Annotated in this window: 10 protein-coding genes; 6 read left to right on the top strand and 4 right to left on the bottom strand. The window is 45.8% G+C overall.

Annotated features, from left to right (window positions below):
• Positions 1-19: 19 nt before the first annotated feature.
• Together APAR_RS05225 and APAR_RS05220 are read left to right on the top strand one after the other, a co-directional pair.
• Entirely contained in the window at positions 20-307 is a 288-nt protein-coding gene (locus APAR_RS05225; RefSeq protein ID WP_012809103.1) for an ACT domain-containing protein, read from the top strand.
• A 12-nt stretch (positions 308-319) separates the two neighbouring features.
• Positions 320-1,222, top strand: coding sequence for an HAD-IIB family hydrolase (locus APAR_RS05220; RefSeq protein WP_012809102.1), 903 nt, complete (start codon positions 320-322; stop codon positions 1,220-1,222).
• Positions 1,223-1,349: 127 nt separating this feature from the next.
• On the opposite strand, the gene APAR_RS05215 is transcribed toward APAR_RS05220, so the two are convergent.
• Complete coding sequence (locus APAR_RS05215) at positions 1,350-3,632, bottom strand: KUP/HAK/KT family potassium transporter (RefSeq protein WP_012809101.1); 2,283 nt, start codon at positions 3,630-3,632, stop codon at positions 1,350-1,352.
• 116 nt (positions 3,633-3,748) lie between these two features.
• Entirely contained in the window at positions 3,749-6,031 is a 2,283-nt protein-coding gene (gene rlmKL, locus APAR_RS05210) for a bifunctional 23S rRNA (guanine(2069)-N(7))-methyltransferase RlmK/23S rRNA (guanine(2445)-N(2))-methyltransferase RlmL (protein WP_012809100.1), read from the bottom strand.
• 347 nt (positions 6,032-6,378) lie between these two features.
• Between rlmKL and APAR_RS05205 the strand changes: the two genes are divergently transcribed.
• A complete protein-coding gene (locus tag APAR_RS05205) occupies positions 6,379-8,100 on the top strand; it encodes a phospho-sugar mutase (RefSeq protein ID WP_012809099.1) in 1,722 nt (573 codons plus the stop codon).
• Positions 8,101-8,147: 47 nt separating this feature from the next.
• Here APAR_RS05205 and APAR_RS05200 read toward each other — a convergent pair whose 3' ends face one another.
• Entirely contained in the window at positions 8,148-9,197 is a 1,050-nt protein-coding gene (locus APAR_RS05200) for a papain-like cysteine protease family protein (protein WP_012809098.1), read from the bottom strand.
• A gap of 222 nt (positions 9,198-9,419) precedes the next feature.
• On the opposite strand from APAR_RS05200, the gene APAR_RS05195 reads away from it, so the two are divergent.
• Positions 9,420-9,860 carry an arginine repressor gene (locus tag APAR_RS05195; protein WP_012809097.1) on the top strand — a complete coding sequence of 147 codons (441 nt, stop codon included), beginning with the start codon at positions 9,420-9,422 and terminating at the stop codon, positions 9,858-9,860.
• 111 nt (positions 9,861-9,971) lie between these two features.
• Here the strand turns inward: APAR_RS05195 and APAR_RS05190 are convergent, their stop codons facing one another.
• The gene (locus APAR_RS05190; protein ID WP_012809096.1) at positions 9,972-12,104 is read right to left on the bottom strand and encodes a transglycosylase domain-containing protein; all 2,133 of its coding nucleotides are present in this window, start codon (positions 12,102-12,104) and stop codon (positions 9,972-9,974) included.
• Positions 12,105-12,266: 162 nt separating this feature from the next.
• Here APAR_RS05190 and tyrS point away from each other — a divergent pair, with 162 nt between their 5' ends.
• A complete protein-coding gene (tyrS, locus tag APAR_RS05185) occupies positions 12,267-13,478 on the top strand; it encodes a tyrosine--tRNA ligase (RefSeq protein WP_012809095.1) in 1,212 nt (403 codons plus the stop codon).
• 33 nt (positions 13,479-13,511) lie between these two features.
• Positions 13,512-15,689: a DUF6541 family protein gene (locus APAR_RS05180; protein ID WP_012809094.1), complete on the top strand. Its 2,178-nt coding sequence runs from the start codon at positions 13,512-13,514 to the stop codon at positions 15,687-15,689.
• The last annotated feature ends 15 nt before the right edge of the window (positions 15,690-15,704 follow it).

The following is a 15,704-nucleotide window of genomic DNA, read 5'->3' as shown; positions in this document are numbered from 1 at the left end:
GTTCAAGAGATGGGAAATTATGGCTTCAGAAACATCTGCTAATCGAGCTGTTGTTACTGTTTTGGGCAGCGATGCCCCAGGAATTGTCGCAGCAATTTCTACCACTTTGGCCGAGTCAAATGCCAACATCTTAGATATTGCACAGACTATTCTGTCTGGTATTTTTACCATGACCATGCTAATCGAACTTCAGGATGCCGAGTCCTTTTTGAGTCTCAAAGAGCGTCTTGATGCCGTTTCAGAAAAGCTCGGTGTACAGGTTAACATGCAGCGTGAAGAGGTTTTCACGTTTATGTATCGTCCATAAAGAGGTTGTGTTTTGTCAGAGCTTTCAACAGAAGAACTTATTACTCAAAAACAGTCTTGGCTTAATCAGGATGTATCAAATCTGAAAGTAGAAATCGTCTTCTCCGATATGGATGAGACATTTCTCCATACCGATAAATCTCTTGTTGCTGATAATATGGCAATGCTAGACCGCCTGGCAGATCTAGGTATTCCTTTTGTACCTTGTTCCGGTCGAGCGTTTAACGTGCTGCCAAAAGAGGTTGTGAATCATCCTGCTTCTAAGTATGCGATTTCTTGTGACGGTGCCGTTATTAGAGACCTTTCTACTCAGACAGTGCTTTACGAGTCTACTGTTACCAAGGAACAGGCACTTGAGTTGTATCAAAAGCTCAAGAATTATCCTGTGACATTTGATATTTTTGCTGATGGCGGAGTTTACCTAGAGCGCTCAAGGCACAACCTTATTTCTCAGCTTGGTATTCCTGCAGATCACGCGGCGTTTATGCAGCGTTCTCGTACACCTTTTGACCAAAGCGTCGAGGAATTTATTAATAGCGTATCTACCATTGAACGACTTGGCTCCTATTGGTCAGTTTCAGAAGGCGAGAAGTACCAAGCACTTGTAGCAGATGCTGTGGCTTCGGTAAAAGGATTGAGTGGTACGGCTTCCATGAGTATGGGAATGGAAATCTTGGCTGACGGCACTTCAAAGGGCGCCGCACTTCAATGGCTCTGCAATCATCTTGGCATTTCAACAGAAAATGCTGCAGCCTTTGGCGACTCGCTTAATGATGTTGCTATGCTTTCTGCTGCAGGAATGGGCACAGCAGTTGCTAATGCTCGTCGTGAGGATTTTGAAGCTGCAACCTATATCACCTTAACTAACGATGAGGCGGGTTTCTCGCGATTTTTAAAGTGGGCACTGGGGGAGTAAGCGCTTGGTGCTGAACGAGTAGCGTTATACAGAGTTCTGCTCGAGACATATTGCTTAAAGAAAAAGCCGACAGATATGAACTGTCGGCTTTTGTTGTGACTAGTAGAAACTACTACACGTTAGTGGCTTAGTGATTGCTGTCCACTTGCTCTTCAAAGACATCCTCATCAACATCTTCTTCGTCAAGCTTAAGAGGACGGAAGCTAGCGGTGTCGCCACCAACATAGTCTGCAACGGTGGCTGCGTTTTCAACACGCTCCTTATGTAGTGCTTCTGCAAAGATATCTTCGTCTTCCTCAATCTCTGCAATACGTTCTTTCATAGGAGCCTCGACAAGTGGCATTGAGCCTGTCTGAGCTACGTCGTCAAGCATGATACGGGTGAGCTTCTGCTTACGCTTAACTTTGGAGAACAAAGGAACATACTCAAAGACAATATTGGAGTTTTCAAGACCATACCAACGTGCAGGTGATCCGCAGATACGACGAATAAAATACTTAAGTTCAAGGCAACGGGCGTCAAAACCGTTAATATCAGTCTCTGGGGCTAGAACTTTACGTAGCAGACAGAACCTAAAGTCACCAATCTCAGAGTGCTCTTTGTAGATAGAGTATTTATGGTTTTGTGGAGCAAGTTGGTTGTTCTGTATTAAATCACCAACAATTTGGTAGAGATAGGTGTTGATGCGCTGGTTAACTTTGAAGCCAAGTCGCAGCGTAATCTTGAACAGGAAGTCTGTACCAAAATCGTTAACAATAAACTCGCGTGTATTCGGGTCATCCGTCAGCGAAATGTTAATGAAGTAGTAAGCCTTTGCGCGCTTTGGACGTTTATCCAAGATGGAATAAAGGATGTCGCGGTCTAACTTATCAAAGGATGAATCGTTAGTAAGGAAAACCAGGTTATCAGCAAGAGTTGAATAATCTGCATCGTGACTCAAGCTACGAAGCTGATCAATGTACTTATCAACAGGGAGATAAACGCTCTGTGTTCTCTCAACTGCGGTACCACGGCGCCAGACAAACATAACGACAAAGATTGCGGTGGCCATCAAAACGGTGAAGTAGCCGCCGTGGAAGAACTTGGTGAGGCTTGAGAAGAAGAACATAGCCTCGATAGCGCCAAAGAAGAGAATAAATGGAATAGCGGCCCACAGGCGTTTTCTGATGACGGCTAGATAGGTGTAAAGCAAGATTGAGGTCATGAGCATGGTAACGGTAATTGCAAGACCGTATGCTGCTTCCATATGTTCAGAGCTCTGGAAGATAAGAACAACGCCAATGCAACCAACCCACATAATGCTGTTAACAAGTGGGATGTAAATTTGACCCTTGGTTGTGGAAGGGTAGTTAATCTTAATGTGAGGCATAAGGTCAAGCTTAATTGCCTCAGAGACAATGGAGTAAGAGCCAGTAATTAAAGCTTGAGAAGCAATAATTGCAGCCAGTGCAGAGAGGATGACCGCAAATGGTCTAATCTGACCAGGAAGCATCTCAAAGAAAGGATTGAGGTCTTTGATGGCGTTAAGGGTAGTGTCATTGCGGTTGGTGATGAGCCATGCACCTTGTCCAAGGTAGTTCAGAATCAGGCAGATCTTAACAAAAGGCCAGCTGGCGTAGATGTTGCCCTTGCCAACGTGACCCATGTCGGAATAAAGAGCCTCTGCACCAGTAGTACAAAGGAAGACACTACCTAAAACCATGAGACCAGCTGCGTTAAGCTTGCCATCAAAGAGAAAGAGAATGCCACGGATTGGGTTAAGTGCTCGGACAATGCTGATGTCAGCAAGCATGTTCATAACGCCCATAGCACCCAGGAACAAGAACCAAAGGGTCATGACAGGACCAAAGGCCTTACCAATGGTAGAAGTGCCTGCCTTCTGCAGAGCAAAAAGCGTGCAGAGAATTGTGATGGTAATTATGACAACAATGTGTTGATTATCGCCAATAATGGCATGTGCAGCAGGAATAGTACGCAGACCCTCAATAGCAGTGGTTACGGTAACAGCTGGAGTCAAAATACCGTCAGCAAGAAGCGCTGCACCACCAATCATGGCAGGAATAATTAGCCATTTGGCACTCTTTTTAACCAAACTGTAGAGAGCAAAGATGCCACCCTCATTGTGATTGTCTGCTTTCATTGCAACCATGACGTATTTAACGGTTGTAATAAGCGTCAGCGTCCAGATAATAAGGGACAAAGCACCTAAAACAACATCAGTATCCATGGTCAAAAGGCCACCATTACCAGCAATAATTGCCTTCATGGTGTACATTGGCGAGGTTCCGATGTCACCATAAACAATACCAAGGGTAACCAGTACCATGCCAGCACTTAGAGGAATGCCAGTTGATTTCTTGGCTTTGTTCTTAGAAAAAAGTGCATTAAATGCAGCTTTACTTGTAGTCATCTATTAATCCTCTCAACAGATGATAAGTACAGTCCATTATCATATGTTAGTCCATATACATAGTTATAACTAGACGAATGTACAAACGTATCCTTTTTACCTACAAACGGAATAATTTAGCCGTTTTCCCGCGGTTTTCTCGAGATTTTATATGCGTGATGAATTTTTTGATTTCTCGAGAAGTCCTCCGGAATAGTTTTGCTAGTTATATCTTCAATGACTACGCCAGCTCGCTCGATTTTCTCAACATCTGGTTTAAAAGTACGTAGGTTGCATGAGAAAATAGCTACGCCACCATGAGTCAGAAGGCGAGAAATACCAATAATGAGCTCAGCATGGTCTCTTTGGACATCAAATGAACTTTGCTTCATGCGTGATGAGTTGGAGAAGGTTGGAACGTCGCAGAAGATAACGTTCCAGCGGTTTTTGGTGTGACGCATTTCGGTAATCCAAGATAAGACGTCTGCTTGGACAAATTCATGGTCTTCGCCACCAAAACCGTTACGTTTCATGTTGCGCTTAGCCCACTCAAGCGAAGGTTTGGAGAGGTCAACAGTGGTGGTGTGGAGCGCGTCACCGTCTGCTGCATAACAGGTAGCGGTGCCCGTATAGGCAAACAAGTTGAGGAAACTCTTGGCAGTACCAGCTCTTTTCATGAGCTCACGAATCTCCGCGCGCGTATCACGGTGATCTAGGAAGATTCCGCAGTCCAGCCTGGAAGCAAAGTTGACCTCAAAGAGCAGACCACCCTCGTCGATAAGCAGCATTTCTTTTCTTGAATTGTCTGTTGCACTGCCCTCGTTAGAGTACTGGGAGCCGCCCTTTGCTCGTGTTCTTGTTCTTAGGTTCACGTTTGAGCTGGGTACACCTAGAATGCGGGGAGCAAGAGCCAGGACATCTAAAAGGCGACGCTTTGCAAGGTCTGGATCAATTTCTTTAGAAGCAGCGTACTCAGAGATTTGTAGCCAGGTAGTTGGTTTTGTAGCACCCTTGTAAATGTCAATACTAACGGCATAATCGGGCAGATCAGCATCGTATACACGGTAGCATGAGACATCGTTTTTACGAGCCCATTTAGCGCGTTGCTTAGCTACTTTAGTAAGACGTGCAGCAAACTGGTCTGAGGCAGGAACCAGCACGCTTACCGGCTGATTGTTGACCATAACGGTAGGACCTGCGGGAACTGATGTAGGCTTAGAGCTGCTTACTGGTGCATTAGTAGCGCTGCTATCGGCTCCCTCTGCATTTGCAGCAGGGTAGGAGCGTATGGTGGCAATGGAGTTACCTACGTAGACGGAAAGCGTTTGCGTAGGAGTAGCCCTGAGTACCGTATCGGTATTTGTATCGCTGGTGAGCAGTGTGCTTGCCTGTCCCGCAAAAAGTCCAAGCGTGGCGTAAGCAGAGCCCTGGAGTGTAGGCTCCTCTTTGGTCCACGAGAGGTCTGCAACAACTCCTGTGAAGTGCTCAGCGTGTTTGAGGAGTTCAGATGCTGCCAAGAACTGTACGTCTGCTTTGAGACTGCCTGCACGCAACGTGTAAAGCACAGCCTCCTTGGCCTTTGGTCGAGAATCCGCTGCATAGAGTGTTATTTGGCGCTCTTGGCCTTTCTCGGCACGTTCGTCGGCCTCGGCAAGCAAATCTTGCCAGACATCGTCGTTGTGACCGGCCCAGCCCGTCATGCCCCAGCGAGCGCGCAAGATGCCCGGAGCCACGTCTAGCGCCATGCCCGCAGCCTCTTGCGCTAGCGCGCCTGCTCCTGGGAACAGCAGCGCCGGCAGCAGCGCGTCTGGCGAGAAACCCGATGCACTCGTAGCAGTTTGCGCCTGTAGATACAGAAGGGCAGCAGCGTAGTCGAGCCTGAGCGGCGCAAACTCACGTGCCGGCCCTCGACCGCCAGTTAGACTGCGCTTAAAGAGCGCTTCTCCAGCAAGATCGATGCCAACCGTGGCACGGTTACGTGATATGCGCACGACAATAGTTACGTCAGGCGCAAGCGTGTTGACCATAGGACGGCTTCCGCGCTTAGCTGCAAGTCTGTCTACAATGGCGTCTTTTGTTCTGACAGCAATAAAGTTTGTGTTTCTGAGTTGGTCATTTGTGCCGTGAGCATTAACTGCAATAGTGGCACGTGGGCCAATATGGTCTTCCCAAGCAAGGTGGGAGAGTTCTTCGTAGAGAGTGTCTGAAGTTGCGGCTTCAATGCGATCAAGCACTAAAATGACGCGAGACGCGAGACGAGACCAAAGACAGACACGGTAAGCATCGGCAAGCAAGCCATAAAACGCAACTTGTCCGCCAAGAGGGCGCACCTTTTTGATGTGCAGGCTTTCTAGCTCCTGTGAAAGAAGCTTCTCAAAGCCCTTTGGGCATGTTGCAAAGAACTCAAGTTCTTGAGACATCGGGACACCTTTCGCCCGTAGGAATTGAATACGTATTAGCTTATATTTTCCCATGTTTTTTCTCAAAAAGTTTGGAGAGAGCGAAATACACCAAGAACCCTCGTGCTGCTTTTGACTGCAGGTTGTCTTTTTAACTGTAGGCTGTCAGCGACTACGGTCCGTGGTTGTAGATCTGCCCTGTCTGCGGGGGCATACGATGATTTTATGCACTCATAGCATTGTCCACTTACCGAAGACCGGGATAGTTCATACATAATGTTCCAAATCATCTGTTATTTTTCGATTAAAATACGCGTAGTATCTTTTATAAAGACATATAGATTGCTGTTTGAGGTTTGGGAGTCATTATGGATGCAAAAGTTATGGAAACATTTGAGTCCTGGCGTGCAAACGTCACCGAAGAAGACCTGGTAGAAGAGCTTGGTGAACTTACCAAACCAGAAGCAGAGGATAAGTTATACGATGCATTTTATCGCTCACTCGCTTTTGGTACTGCTGGTCTTCGCGGTATCATTGGCGTCGGCACCAACCGCATGAACGTCTACGTTGTTGCTCAAGCAACTCAGGGACTTGCGGATTATCTTAATGCTCACTACCAAAATCCTACTGTGGCTCTTGCAAGGGATTCTCGCCTCAAAGGTGAGGACTTCCAGAAAGTTGCAGCTGGTGTTTTGGCAGCTAATGGCATTCGCGTGTATGTTTACCCACGCATTGAGCCTGTTCCAACGCTTTCGTTTGCTGTCCGTTATCTCAAGACTTCTGCAGGTATCGTGCTTACCGCAAGTCACAATCCTAAGGCCTACAACGGTTATAAGGTTTATAACGACAATGGTGGTCAGATTACTGACGAGGCTGCGGCTGAGATTTCCGCAAATATCGCGCGCGTCAATCCTTTTGATGTCAAACCCATGGACTTTGAAGAGGGTCTGGAGAAGGGTCTTATTGTTTGGACACCAGAAGAAGTTCTAGATAACTTCATTGAAGCTATCAAACGCGTTTCTATTCCAGGATTTAAGGCTGCTGACGGCTACAAGGTTGTATATACGCCGCTTAATGGCACAGGCATGGAGTGTGTTACTCGCATTCTCAAAGAGATTGGCGTCAATGACGTTGATGTTGTTCCAGAGCAGGCGGAGCCAGACGGAAACTTCCCAACTTGCTCCTATCCAAATCCAGAGTTCCGTGAGGCGCTTGAGCTGGGTCTAAAACTTGCTGACAAGGTCAAACCAAATCTTCTAGTTGCAACTGACCCTGACGCAGATCGTATGGGAACCGCAATTCCTCATAATGGTGATTACGTACTGCTTTCCGGTAACGAGATGGGCGTCCTTCTTATGGACTGGCTTCTTACCATGGCTGAAGAGCGTGGCGAGAAACCCCAGGATAAGGTTGCCGTTTCTACTATCGTATCTTCTGCTATGCCCGATGTCTTGGCACGTGCTCGAGGGTTTGAGATGCGTCGTGTTCTCACTGGCTTTAAGTACATCGGCGATCAAATTGACCAGCTCAAGGATGCTGGTGAGGAGGATCGCTTCCTCATGGGCTTTGAGGAGTCCTATGGCTACCTTGTTGGCACACATGCTCGCGATAAGGACGCTATTGTTGCAACCATGCTTTGCGTTGAGATGGCTTCTTGGTATGCCGCTCGCAACATGGACCTCTATGAGGCGATGGATGCCTTGTATCAGCGCTACGGCTACTACCTTAATGGCGTTGTTAACGCCGCGTACCCAGGCGCTGAAGGTGCTACAAAGATGGCCGAGATTATGAGTGGTCTGCGTAAGAATCCACTTGATATGGTTGGTAATTACAAGGTTGTCGGCGTAACTGACTATGCTGAGTGTGCACAGATGCCACGCGTCTCTGGCCTGCAAAAAGAGGCCTCTCAGACTCTACCAGCTTCCAATGTTATTGAGTACAGGTTAGAGGGAGATAATAAGGTTATCTTCCGTCCATCGGGCACTGAGCCTAAGGTCAAAGCCTATCTCTTTGCTAATGGCGCTACTCGTGAAGAGGCTGAAGCGCGCATTGCTGAGCTTGGCAAAGCTGCACAGAAGGTGCTTTTATAGTCGCACCTCTTCCTCTCTATAAAACGTCTTGTTGTTCGTTGACTTTGCTATTCAGTAGTCTTTGCTGACACGGTGTATAGGGCATTTGCAGCGCTGGCAATAGTCTCTGCCGCCCATGGACGTGAGCTCACCTCAGGAGATAGAGGGTCGTGAACATTTACGGTGCCGTCGTCATTTTTGCTGGTCACCAGTATCCAGTGAGCACCATCTGAGCTCAGCTTGTTGTCTTTAACCTCAACAAGTAGGAAGGTTTCAGCATCTAGAAGCGCGGTAATATTACCAGCAGAAATGTTATAGCTATCAGCGGTAAGACCAAGATCAGCTAAGTTCTTCTCGAGAAATGATTTGTTCATTCCAGAGTCGGTATCAGAAGCTTTGGCAGTTTCAATAGCCCCTGCAATATCTGCTGGAGTCCAGTTGTTCTTCCCTGTAAGTCCCATGTATGCCATAGAGAGAGCAGCTGGACCAGAGCCCTTGGTAGCAATTACAGAGCCGGCATATGAGACGCCGCCCCATCTGGAGTCCCAGGTATAGAACTGGGGAGCCGTACCTTTGGTGAGCGAATCATCATAGGTTTTTGCTTTGCCGTCAGAATCAGGGTAGTTTGCAACAAAATCAATTGCTTCAGGATGGGCGAGTGCAAGCTCAATGAGGCTTTTATCGCTGTATTTGTCAGCGTGTTCTGCAATCCACGCAAGATTTTTGTTCTGATCAAGTTTGGCTGCAAGCGCTTTGGTTAGCTCTTCTGAAGTTCCCACAGCAACACGAGAATCAACGGAGTTGACTTCCGCGCCTGGAGTTGATTCTTTTGCACAACTACGAACACAGCTCGAAATAATAAAGATCAATAAAAGTATTGCAATAACGGCCAGTCCAATAACAATATAGGTTCGCGTACGAGGACCAATGCGATGAAGTAAAGACTGTCTTTTAAAAGGAATGGCCTGTGAACTAAGAGTATTTCTTTTACGACGTCTAGCTTGCCTATCAGTAAAACCATCATCGCGAGGAGGACGGTTATTTTGTGGAGGGCGGCGATGCATTGCAGAGTCTCCGTAGAAGTCCTGTCTTCTATCAGATGAATCATTCAGGGGCATGGTGGTCTCCAGGTCGTAAAAATAGTTTCACTCATGATGAATCATACGGCGAGAAGTGTATAAATACTTTTAGAAAACGGTGAATGTAATATTTCAACCGACGAGCGGATTATTTACACCGTTTAGCGGTTTTGCGTGCGCATAAGGGTTGATTAAGTATAATCTTTATTTACTATCATTTGTTTTCAAAAGTTAGTGAATCGTATAAAGAAAGAAGGCGTCGTGAAGCATAGAAATGCTCGACAGGACGTAATTCGTGAACTTGTTCGTAGCGAATCAATCCGCACGCAGCGCGATCTTGTTGACATGCTTAAAGATCGTGGCTTTGCCTGTACTCAAGCAACCGTTTCTCGTGATACTGCAGAAATGGATTTGCAAAAGCTCCCCGAGGGCGCTTATGTGCTTTCTGAAGATATGCATCTACAAAAAATGCTTTCTGAGTTTGTGGTCGGGGCTACTGCGGCTGAGAATCTTATTGTGATTCGCTGTCATCCCGGTACTGCATCAGCGGTTGCGTTTGCTCTCGACGATGTTGAGCTTGATCATGTCGTAGGTACCGTTGCCGGTGACGATACTGTTTTGATGATTGTGGACAAAACTGTTCACGCTGCAGACACCGTACGTATTATTACGCAACTTGGTAATGTAGATAGCATTTTGTAACTTGTAGAATTTTTGGTGAGAAACCCGTCAAAGTACGTGTCATTCAAAAAAAGAGCCTGCTTAGTGCAGACTCTTTTTTTGTTGTAGACAAATTAGAAGACAAACTAGAGTTTATGGAGTTCCCGTTCCAGCCCCAGCTCCTGCGCCTGCACCAGTACCGGCGCCGGTACCAGGCGTGGCTGGAGTAGTAGGAGTGGTAGGAGTAGTGGTTGAATTGTCCTCTTCCTCCTCGTCAGTGGTCTCCTCTTCCTCTTCATCATTGTTATTGTTGTTAGTAGTGGTGGTGGTACTCTCTTTTTGTTTGGCACTAGCAGAGCCACCAACAAATTTCCAGTAGCTGTCAGGCTTATAGGAAATCTTCTCAGTAGTCTTAGGGAACTCAGCACGCGAAACACCGGCTAAAGCAGCATTCATGTAGTAAGCCCAAACGTACTGAGCAGTAACGAAGGTAGAGGATTCTCCGCCGCCAATAATAACAGGGTCACGACTATCTGGATATCCACACCAAGCAACTGTTGCAAGCTGTGGGGTATAGGCACAGAACCAAAGGTCCTCAGAGTTATCGGAAGTACCCGTCTTACCTGCAACTGGTTGGTTGAAGGTCTTTAAGTTGTAAGCATAGCGACCAGTACCAGAGGTAAGAACGCCGCTTAGAACATCTGTAGCAGCTGCAGCAACAGCTGGGCTAATTGCCTGTACAGGATTGTCCTTATGCTCATAGATAACGTTTCCGTTACGATCTTCGATACGGGTAATTGCGACAGCGTCACGACGAACACCACCTGCGGCAAGTGTTGCAAATGCCGTGCACTGCTCGATAGGAGTTACGCCCTGAGAGCCAAGAGTGGTAGATAGATATGGCTGTAGCTGTGTGCGGATACCCATGGCATAGCACGTCTGAAGGATTTTATCGATACCAATAGCTTCAGCAACCTGTGCATAAACTGTGTTAGAAGAGTAAACCGTACCTTGACGTAGAGTAATTGCGCCGTAGCTGTAGTTACCTGCGTTCCTAACCAGCCAGGTTGGAGTAATTTGCATAGGAGAATTGCCGTTAAGAACAATCTCTGGGTTCATGCCTTCAGAAAGAGCAGCTACCAGCGTATACATCTTAAAGCTGGAGCCCATCTGACGGTTACTACTAGTTGCAATGTTGTACTGACTCTTTGAGTAATCTTGTCCACCAACCATTGCTTTAATGTAGCCAGTTTGAGGATCAATGGAGACTAGAGCAGCGCCCAAGCGAGGGTTACCAAGCTCAGCAATACGCCTTCTAGCAGCCTCATCAGCGTCTTTCTGTAGATCGGGATCAAGTGTGGTGTATACACGTAATCCACCCTGAAGGATAGTATCGCTATCAAAATCTTCTTGGAGTAAGCTGCGAATGTAGTCAGTCCAGTAGGGGAACTGACCAACGCTATCGGTCAGAGTACCAGGATTAAGCACTAAGTCCTCTGCAACAGCCTCATTGTATTGGTCATCTGTAATATGACCTTCTCGATGCATACGCTCTAGAACAGTATTGCGTCTTTCTTTTGCTGCCTCTGGGTTGACAGTTGGATCATAGGCAGAAGGCGCATTTGGAAGGCCTGCAAGCGTTGCTGCTTCAGCAAGTGTAAGTTCATTTGCATGCTTGTTAAAGTAAATGATACTTGCAGCTTCAATACCGTAGGCACCATTACCGTAGTAGATGGTGTTGAGGTACATATTAAGAATCTGGTCTTTAGTAAACTTCTTCTCCATCTGGATAGAAATGTAAGCCTCACGAACCTTACGCTTCAAAGAAATTTCAAACTGTTCGTTAGAAAGAACGGTGTTACGAACAACCTGCTGTGTAATGGTGGAAGCGCCTTCGCCGCCACCAAATAGTGAGCCAACAGACGCACGGGCAATACCCCAAGGGTCAATAGCACCATGAGAATAGAAGCGTTTGTCCTCAGTATCAATGGTGCCCTGAATGACATAAGGAGAAATTTGATCCAAGGTAACAGAATGACGTTGCTGCAGATAGAAGTCTGCAATATCGTTACCCTTGGAATCATAGACGCGTGTAGGCTCTGCTACTAGGTAAGCATCAGCAGAGTTGTAATCAGGCAGGTTTTCAAGCCATGAAGAAACAGCTGCACCCAAAGAAAGAGCAAGTGCGAGGGCGAAAAGAGCCATAAAGCCAAAGAATCCAGCAATGCCAAAACCTACGGCATGTGTATTTGCGTGTTTACGTGCACGACGGGTTCTAATACCCATTGAGCCTCCTTGTCATAGTCCTCACTATTATAGTCTGATATTTATGTTTCAGTGAATAAAGAGTTATAACTCTGTTGTATTCTGATAGATAATATTTTTGAATTGATACTATTTGTAATAGCAACTATATGGTTTAACAGGCTCGCGTTGAGAGGATACAGAGTGCTTTCAGTAGAAGAACAGCTCCGTGTTATTACTTCTGGAACTATGCAGATTGTTCCTTTGGATGGTTTAAAAGAAAAACTCAAGAAAGGCACCCCTCTTAACATCAAACTTGGCGTTGATCCAACAAGCCCTGATTTGCACTTGGGCCATGCGGTTCCTCTGCGCAAGATGCGCCAGTTTCAGGACCTTGGCCATAATGTTACTTTAATTATCGGTAGTGGTACTGCACTGATTGGTGACCCTTCTGGTCGTGATTCTACTCGCCCTCCTTTAACTGCAGAGCAGGTAGATGCCAATGCAGAGACCTACGTTAATCAGGCAATGAAGATTCTTGATCCAGAAAGAACTACTGTTGTTCACAACGGTGACTGGATTAAGCCAATGAATTTGGAAACCATGCTTGGTCTTATGAGCAAATTCACCATTGCTCGCATTCTTGAGCGAGAAGACTTTTCTAATCGCTATCACAACCAGCAGCCAATCGCACTTCATGAGTTTATTTACCCTGTTCTTCAGGCATACGATTCTGTTGTTATTAAGGCAGATGTAGAGATGGGTGGAAACGACCAAATCTTTAACCTACTTGCCGGTCGAGATCTTATGCGTGATATGGACATGGAACCTCAGATTGCTTTGACTATGCCTCTGCTTGTAGGTACTGACGGTACTAAGAAGATGAGTAAGTCTTACGGTAACTACATCGGTCTGACTGATGAGCCAAATGATATGTTCGGCAAGGTCATGTCTATCACTGACGAGATTATTCCAATGTATTATCGTCTTTGTTCCACACTTTCCATTGACGAGCTTGATGCAATTGATAAGAGCTTTGAGGATGGCACTGCTGATCCTTACCAGCTTAAGCGCGCTCTTGGTAGAAATATTGTTGATCTTTACCATGGTGAGGGAGAAGGCCTTAAGGCACAGGCATCTTTTGATGCTCAGTTCAAAAACAATGAGGTTCCTGACGATGTCAAAGAGTTTGCAATTACCCTTGAGGCAGATGAAGATGGACTTATATACTTACCAAAGATTTTAGTTGAGGCAGGAATTGCTTCAAGTAACGGCGAAGCACGTCGTCTCATTGATGGTTGCGGCATTAAGATTAATCAGAAACCAATAGCAGCAAAGACGTATAAGGTTGAGCCATCGGTTCTTGAGGGAGCTCTTCTTCAGGCAGGCAAGAAGCGTTGGGCTAAGCTTATCTAGTCGGTAATGGCCACCAAATAAGGAAACTGACACATGTGGAGACAGTTTGTTCTAGCCGTAGTAGTTGTACTGGTTCTTTGTTATGTACCAGGATATCTTTTTTCTCGCGCTATTGGCACTAAACGAATGACATCCCTTGTGGTAGCTCCGCTTATCTCGGTCTGCCTCATTGGTTTTTCTGGAATTGCTATCTATCCTCTGGGCCTAAGAGGCGTAACACCGCTTTTGGGAGGCGTTGGCTTTTTTATCCTGATTGCTGCTGGGCTTGCCTATCTTATTCAGAAAATCAGACCCATTCAGGAAAATCAATCTCATACAAACCCTGGCGAGAAGGACTCTCTAAACAGAGTCTTTCTCTTAGTAACTGCTGTTATCTCTACTGCAATATTCTTTGTTATTTTCCACAAGGCAATCAGAAACCCTTCATGGTTTTTGCAGTCCGCTGATAACTACGCGCACCTTGCGTACATTACAAGAAGTGTTCAGTCGGGCATTTATTCCATGCTGCATGCTGCCTTTTATACGGGAGCAAGGCCAGAGTTTCAGACTCCCTTCTTTGATGAAGGCTTCTATCCAAATGCCCTTCACTCGGTAGCTGCTATTGCTACGGTCATAACCGGTCTTAATGAAGCGCTGACAGAAAACGTTGTGTGGTTTGTCTCCGTGGCAGTTATATATCCAGTGGGTATCTGCGCACTGCTTCAAATAATAGGAAAGAAAAACCTCGTTGCTAGCGTTCTAACCTCATTTGTAGTTTTTGCACAGCTGGCATTTCCTCTTCGAATGGTTACTGTTCATGCAGTATTTCCAAACGTAATGGGATTCTGCGCTGTTCCTAGTGCTGTTGTACTTGTCATCTTGATGCTCAATGGTGCTGTTCCGGACAAAAATGATTCTGTTGCTGAACAGCTAAAGTTGACTTCGTTTGTAAATCCAAGGCTAGTGCTTTTGTGTGTGATGGGTATTCTCGCCCTTGCCATGATGCATCCAAGTGCAGATTTCTTCTGGGCTATCTGTGTTTTACCTTATGTGCTTTGCAGTTTTTTGCCACGACTTACCAATTTTCTTCAAGACAAATTCATGCTTTCAAAAACAAAAGGTATTGCGCTTTTAGCGGTTATGGAAGTTGTTACAGCGGGCCTTGCGGTTGGCATTTGGGTTTTCCTGCTTAATACAAGCTTCTTGGCTCCTACGGTCAATTTTGTGTGGGAGATTTACGTCAAGCCGCTTGCGGCAGCTCAAACCGTATTGAACTTTGGCTTGTTCATGAACATGCCACAGATTCTCTTTGCGGTTGCGTTCTGGATTGGATTTGTTAGCTGCATTTTGAAGAAGAATTGTCGTTGGCTTATTCTGGCGTTTCTCATGACGGCTCTCATTTATGTGGCAAGTCTTTCTGAGGTTCTTCCTATTAAGAGGTTCTTCTCGGGATTTTGGTATACCGATCCAGAGAGAACTGCTGCAATGGTGACAATCGCTGCAGTGCCTGTTGTAATTGTTGGCATGGAAACTGCCATTACGCTTTTGTTTGATCTGATTAAACACGGAATTAAGACAGTTAAAGAAGGCAACAAAGGCGAGAAAATCAACTCAGAGAATTTTGCTTGCACCATTTCTGCAAATGGAGATCAATCATCCTGTAAGCCCTGCATGTTTATTAAAAACTCTGGCATTCTCATGTGCATTATTGCTGTGTTGTGGGGTTGTGCACTCCTAAGTCCTTGGGATTTAGCAAGCCTGCCCAGAAGAGAACGCAGTGAGCTTCGCTGGGGAATCATTTGGCTTAATGAGGTTTTTGAGCCTCGTGAGTGGACAACTTATAAGACAAGTGAGGACGAGTTCGTAAGAAGAGCTCTGCAGATTGTTGGCGATAATTTGGTGGTCAATAATCCATACGATGGTTCGTTGGTTCTCAATTCACTTTATGGCATGAATATTTTCTATCGAGAGAAAGTTGAAGAAGAAGAGTTGCCACAAAGTGCGATTATTCGTACAAAGCTTAATGAGGTAGCTACTAATCCAGAGGTTCAACAAGCGGTCCGAGAAACTGGAGCAAGATATGTTCTGTTGCTTGACTTAGAAAATCCAGCCTTGCTAGGAAATCAAAGCGATTTCTTCTCAGGCCTACAGATCACCGATAAAGATCCTGGATTTGAGATTGTTCTTCAAGAAGGACCTTATAGACTATATAGAATTACGGCCGTTGAGTAGGACTTTGGTAAGTTT

The organism is Lancefieldella parvula DSM 20469, assembly GCF_000024225.1.
Taxonomy (GTDB): Bacteria; Actinomycetota; Coriobacteriia; order Coriobacteriales; family Atopobiaceae; genus Lancefieldella; species Lancefieldella parvula.
Note: the sequence above shows the minus strand (reverse complement) of the source record. Positions and strands in the feature narration are given on the sequence as shown.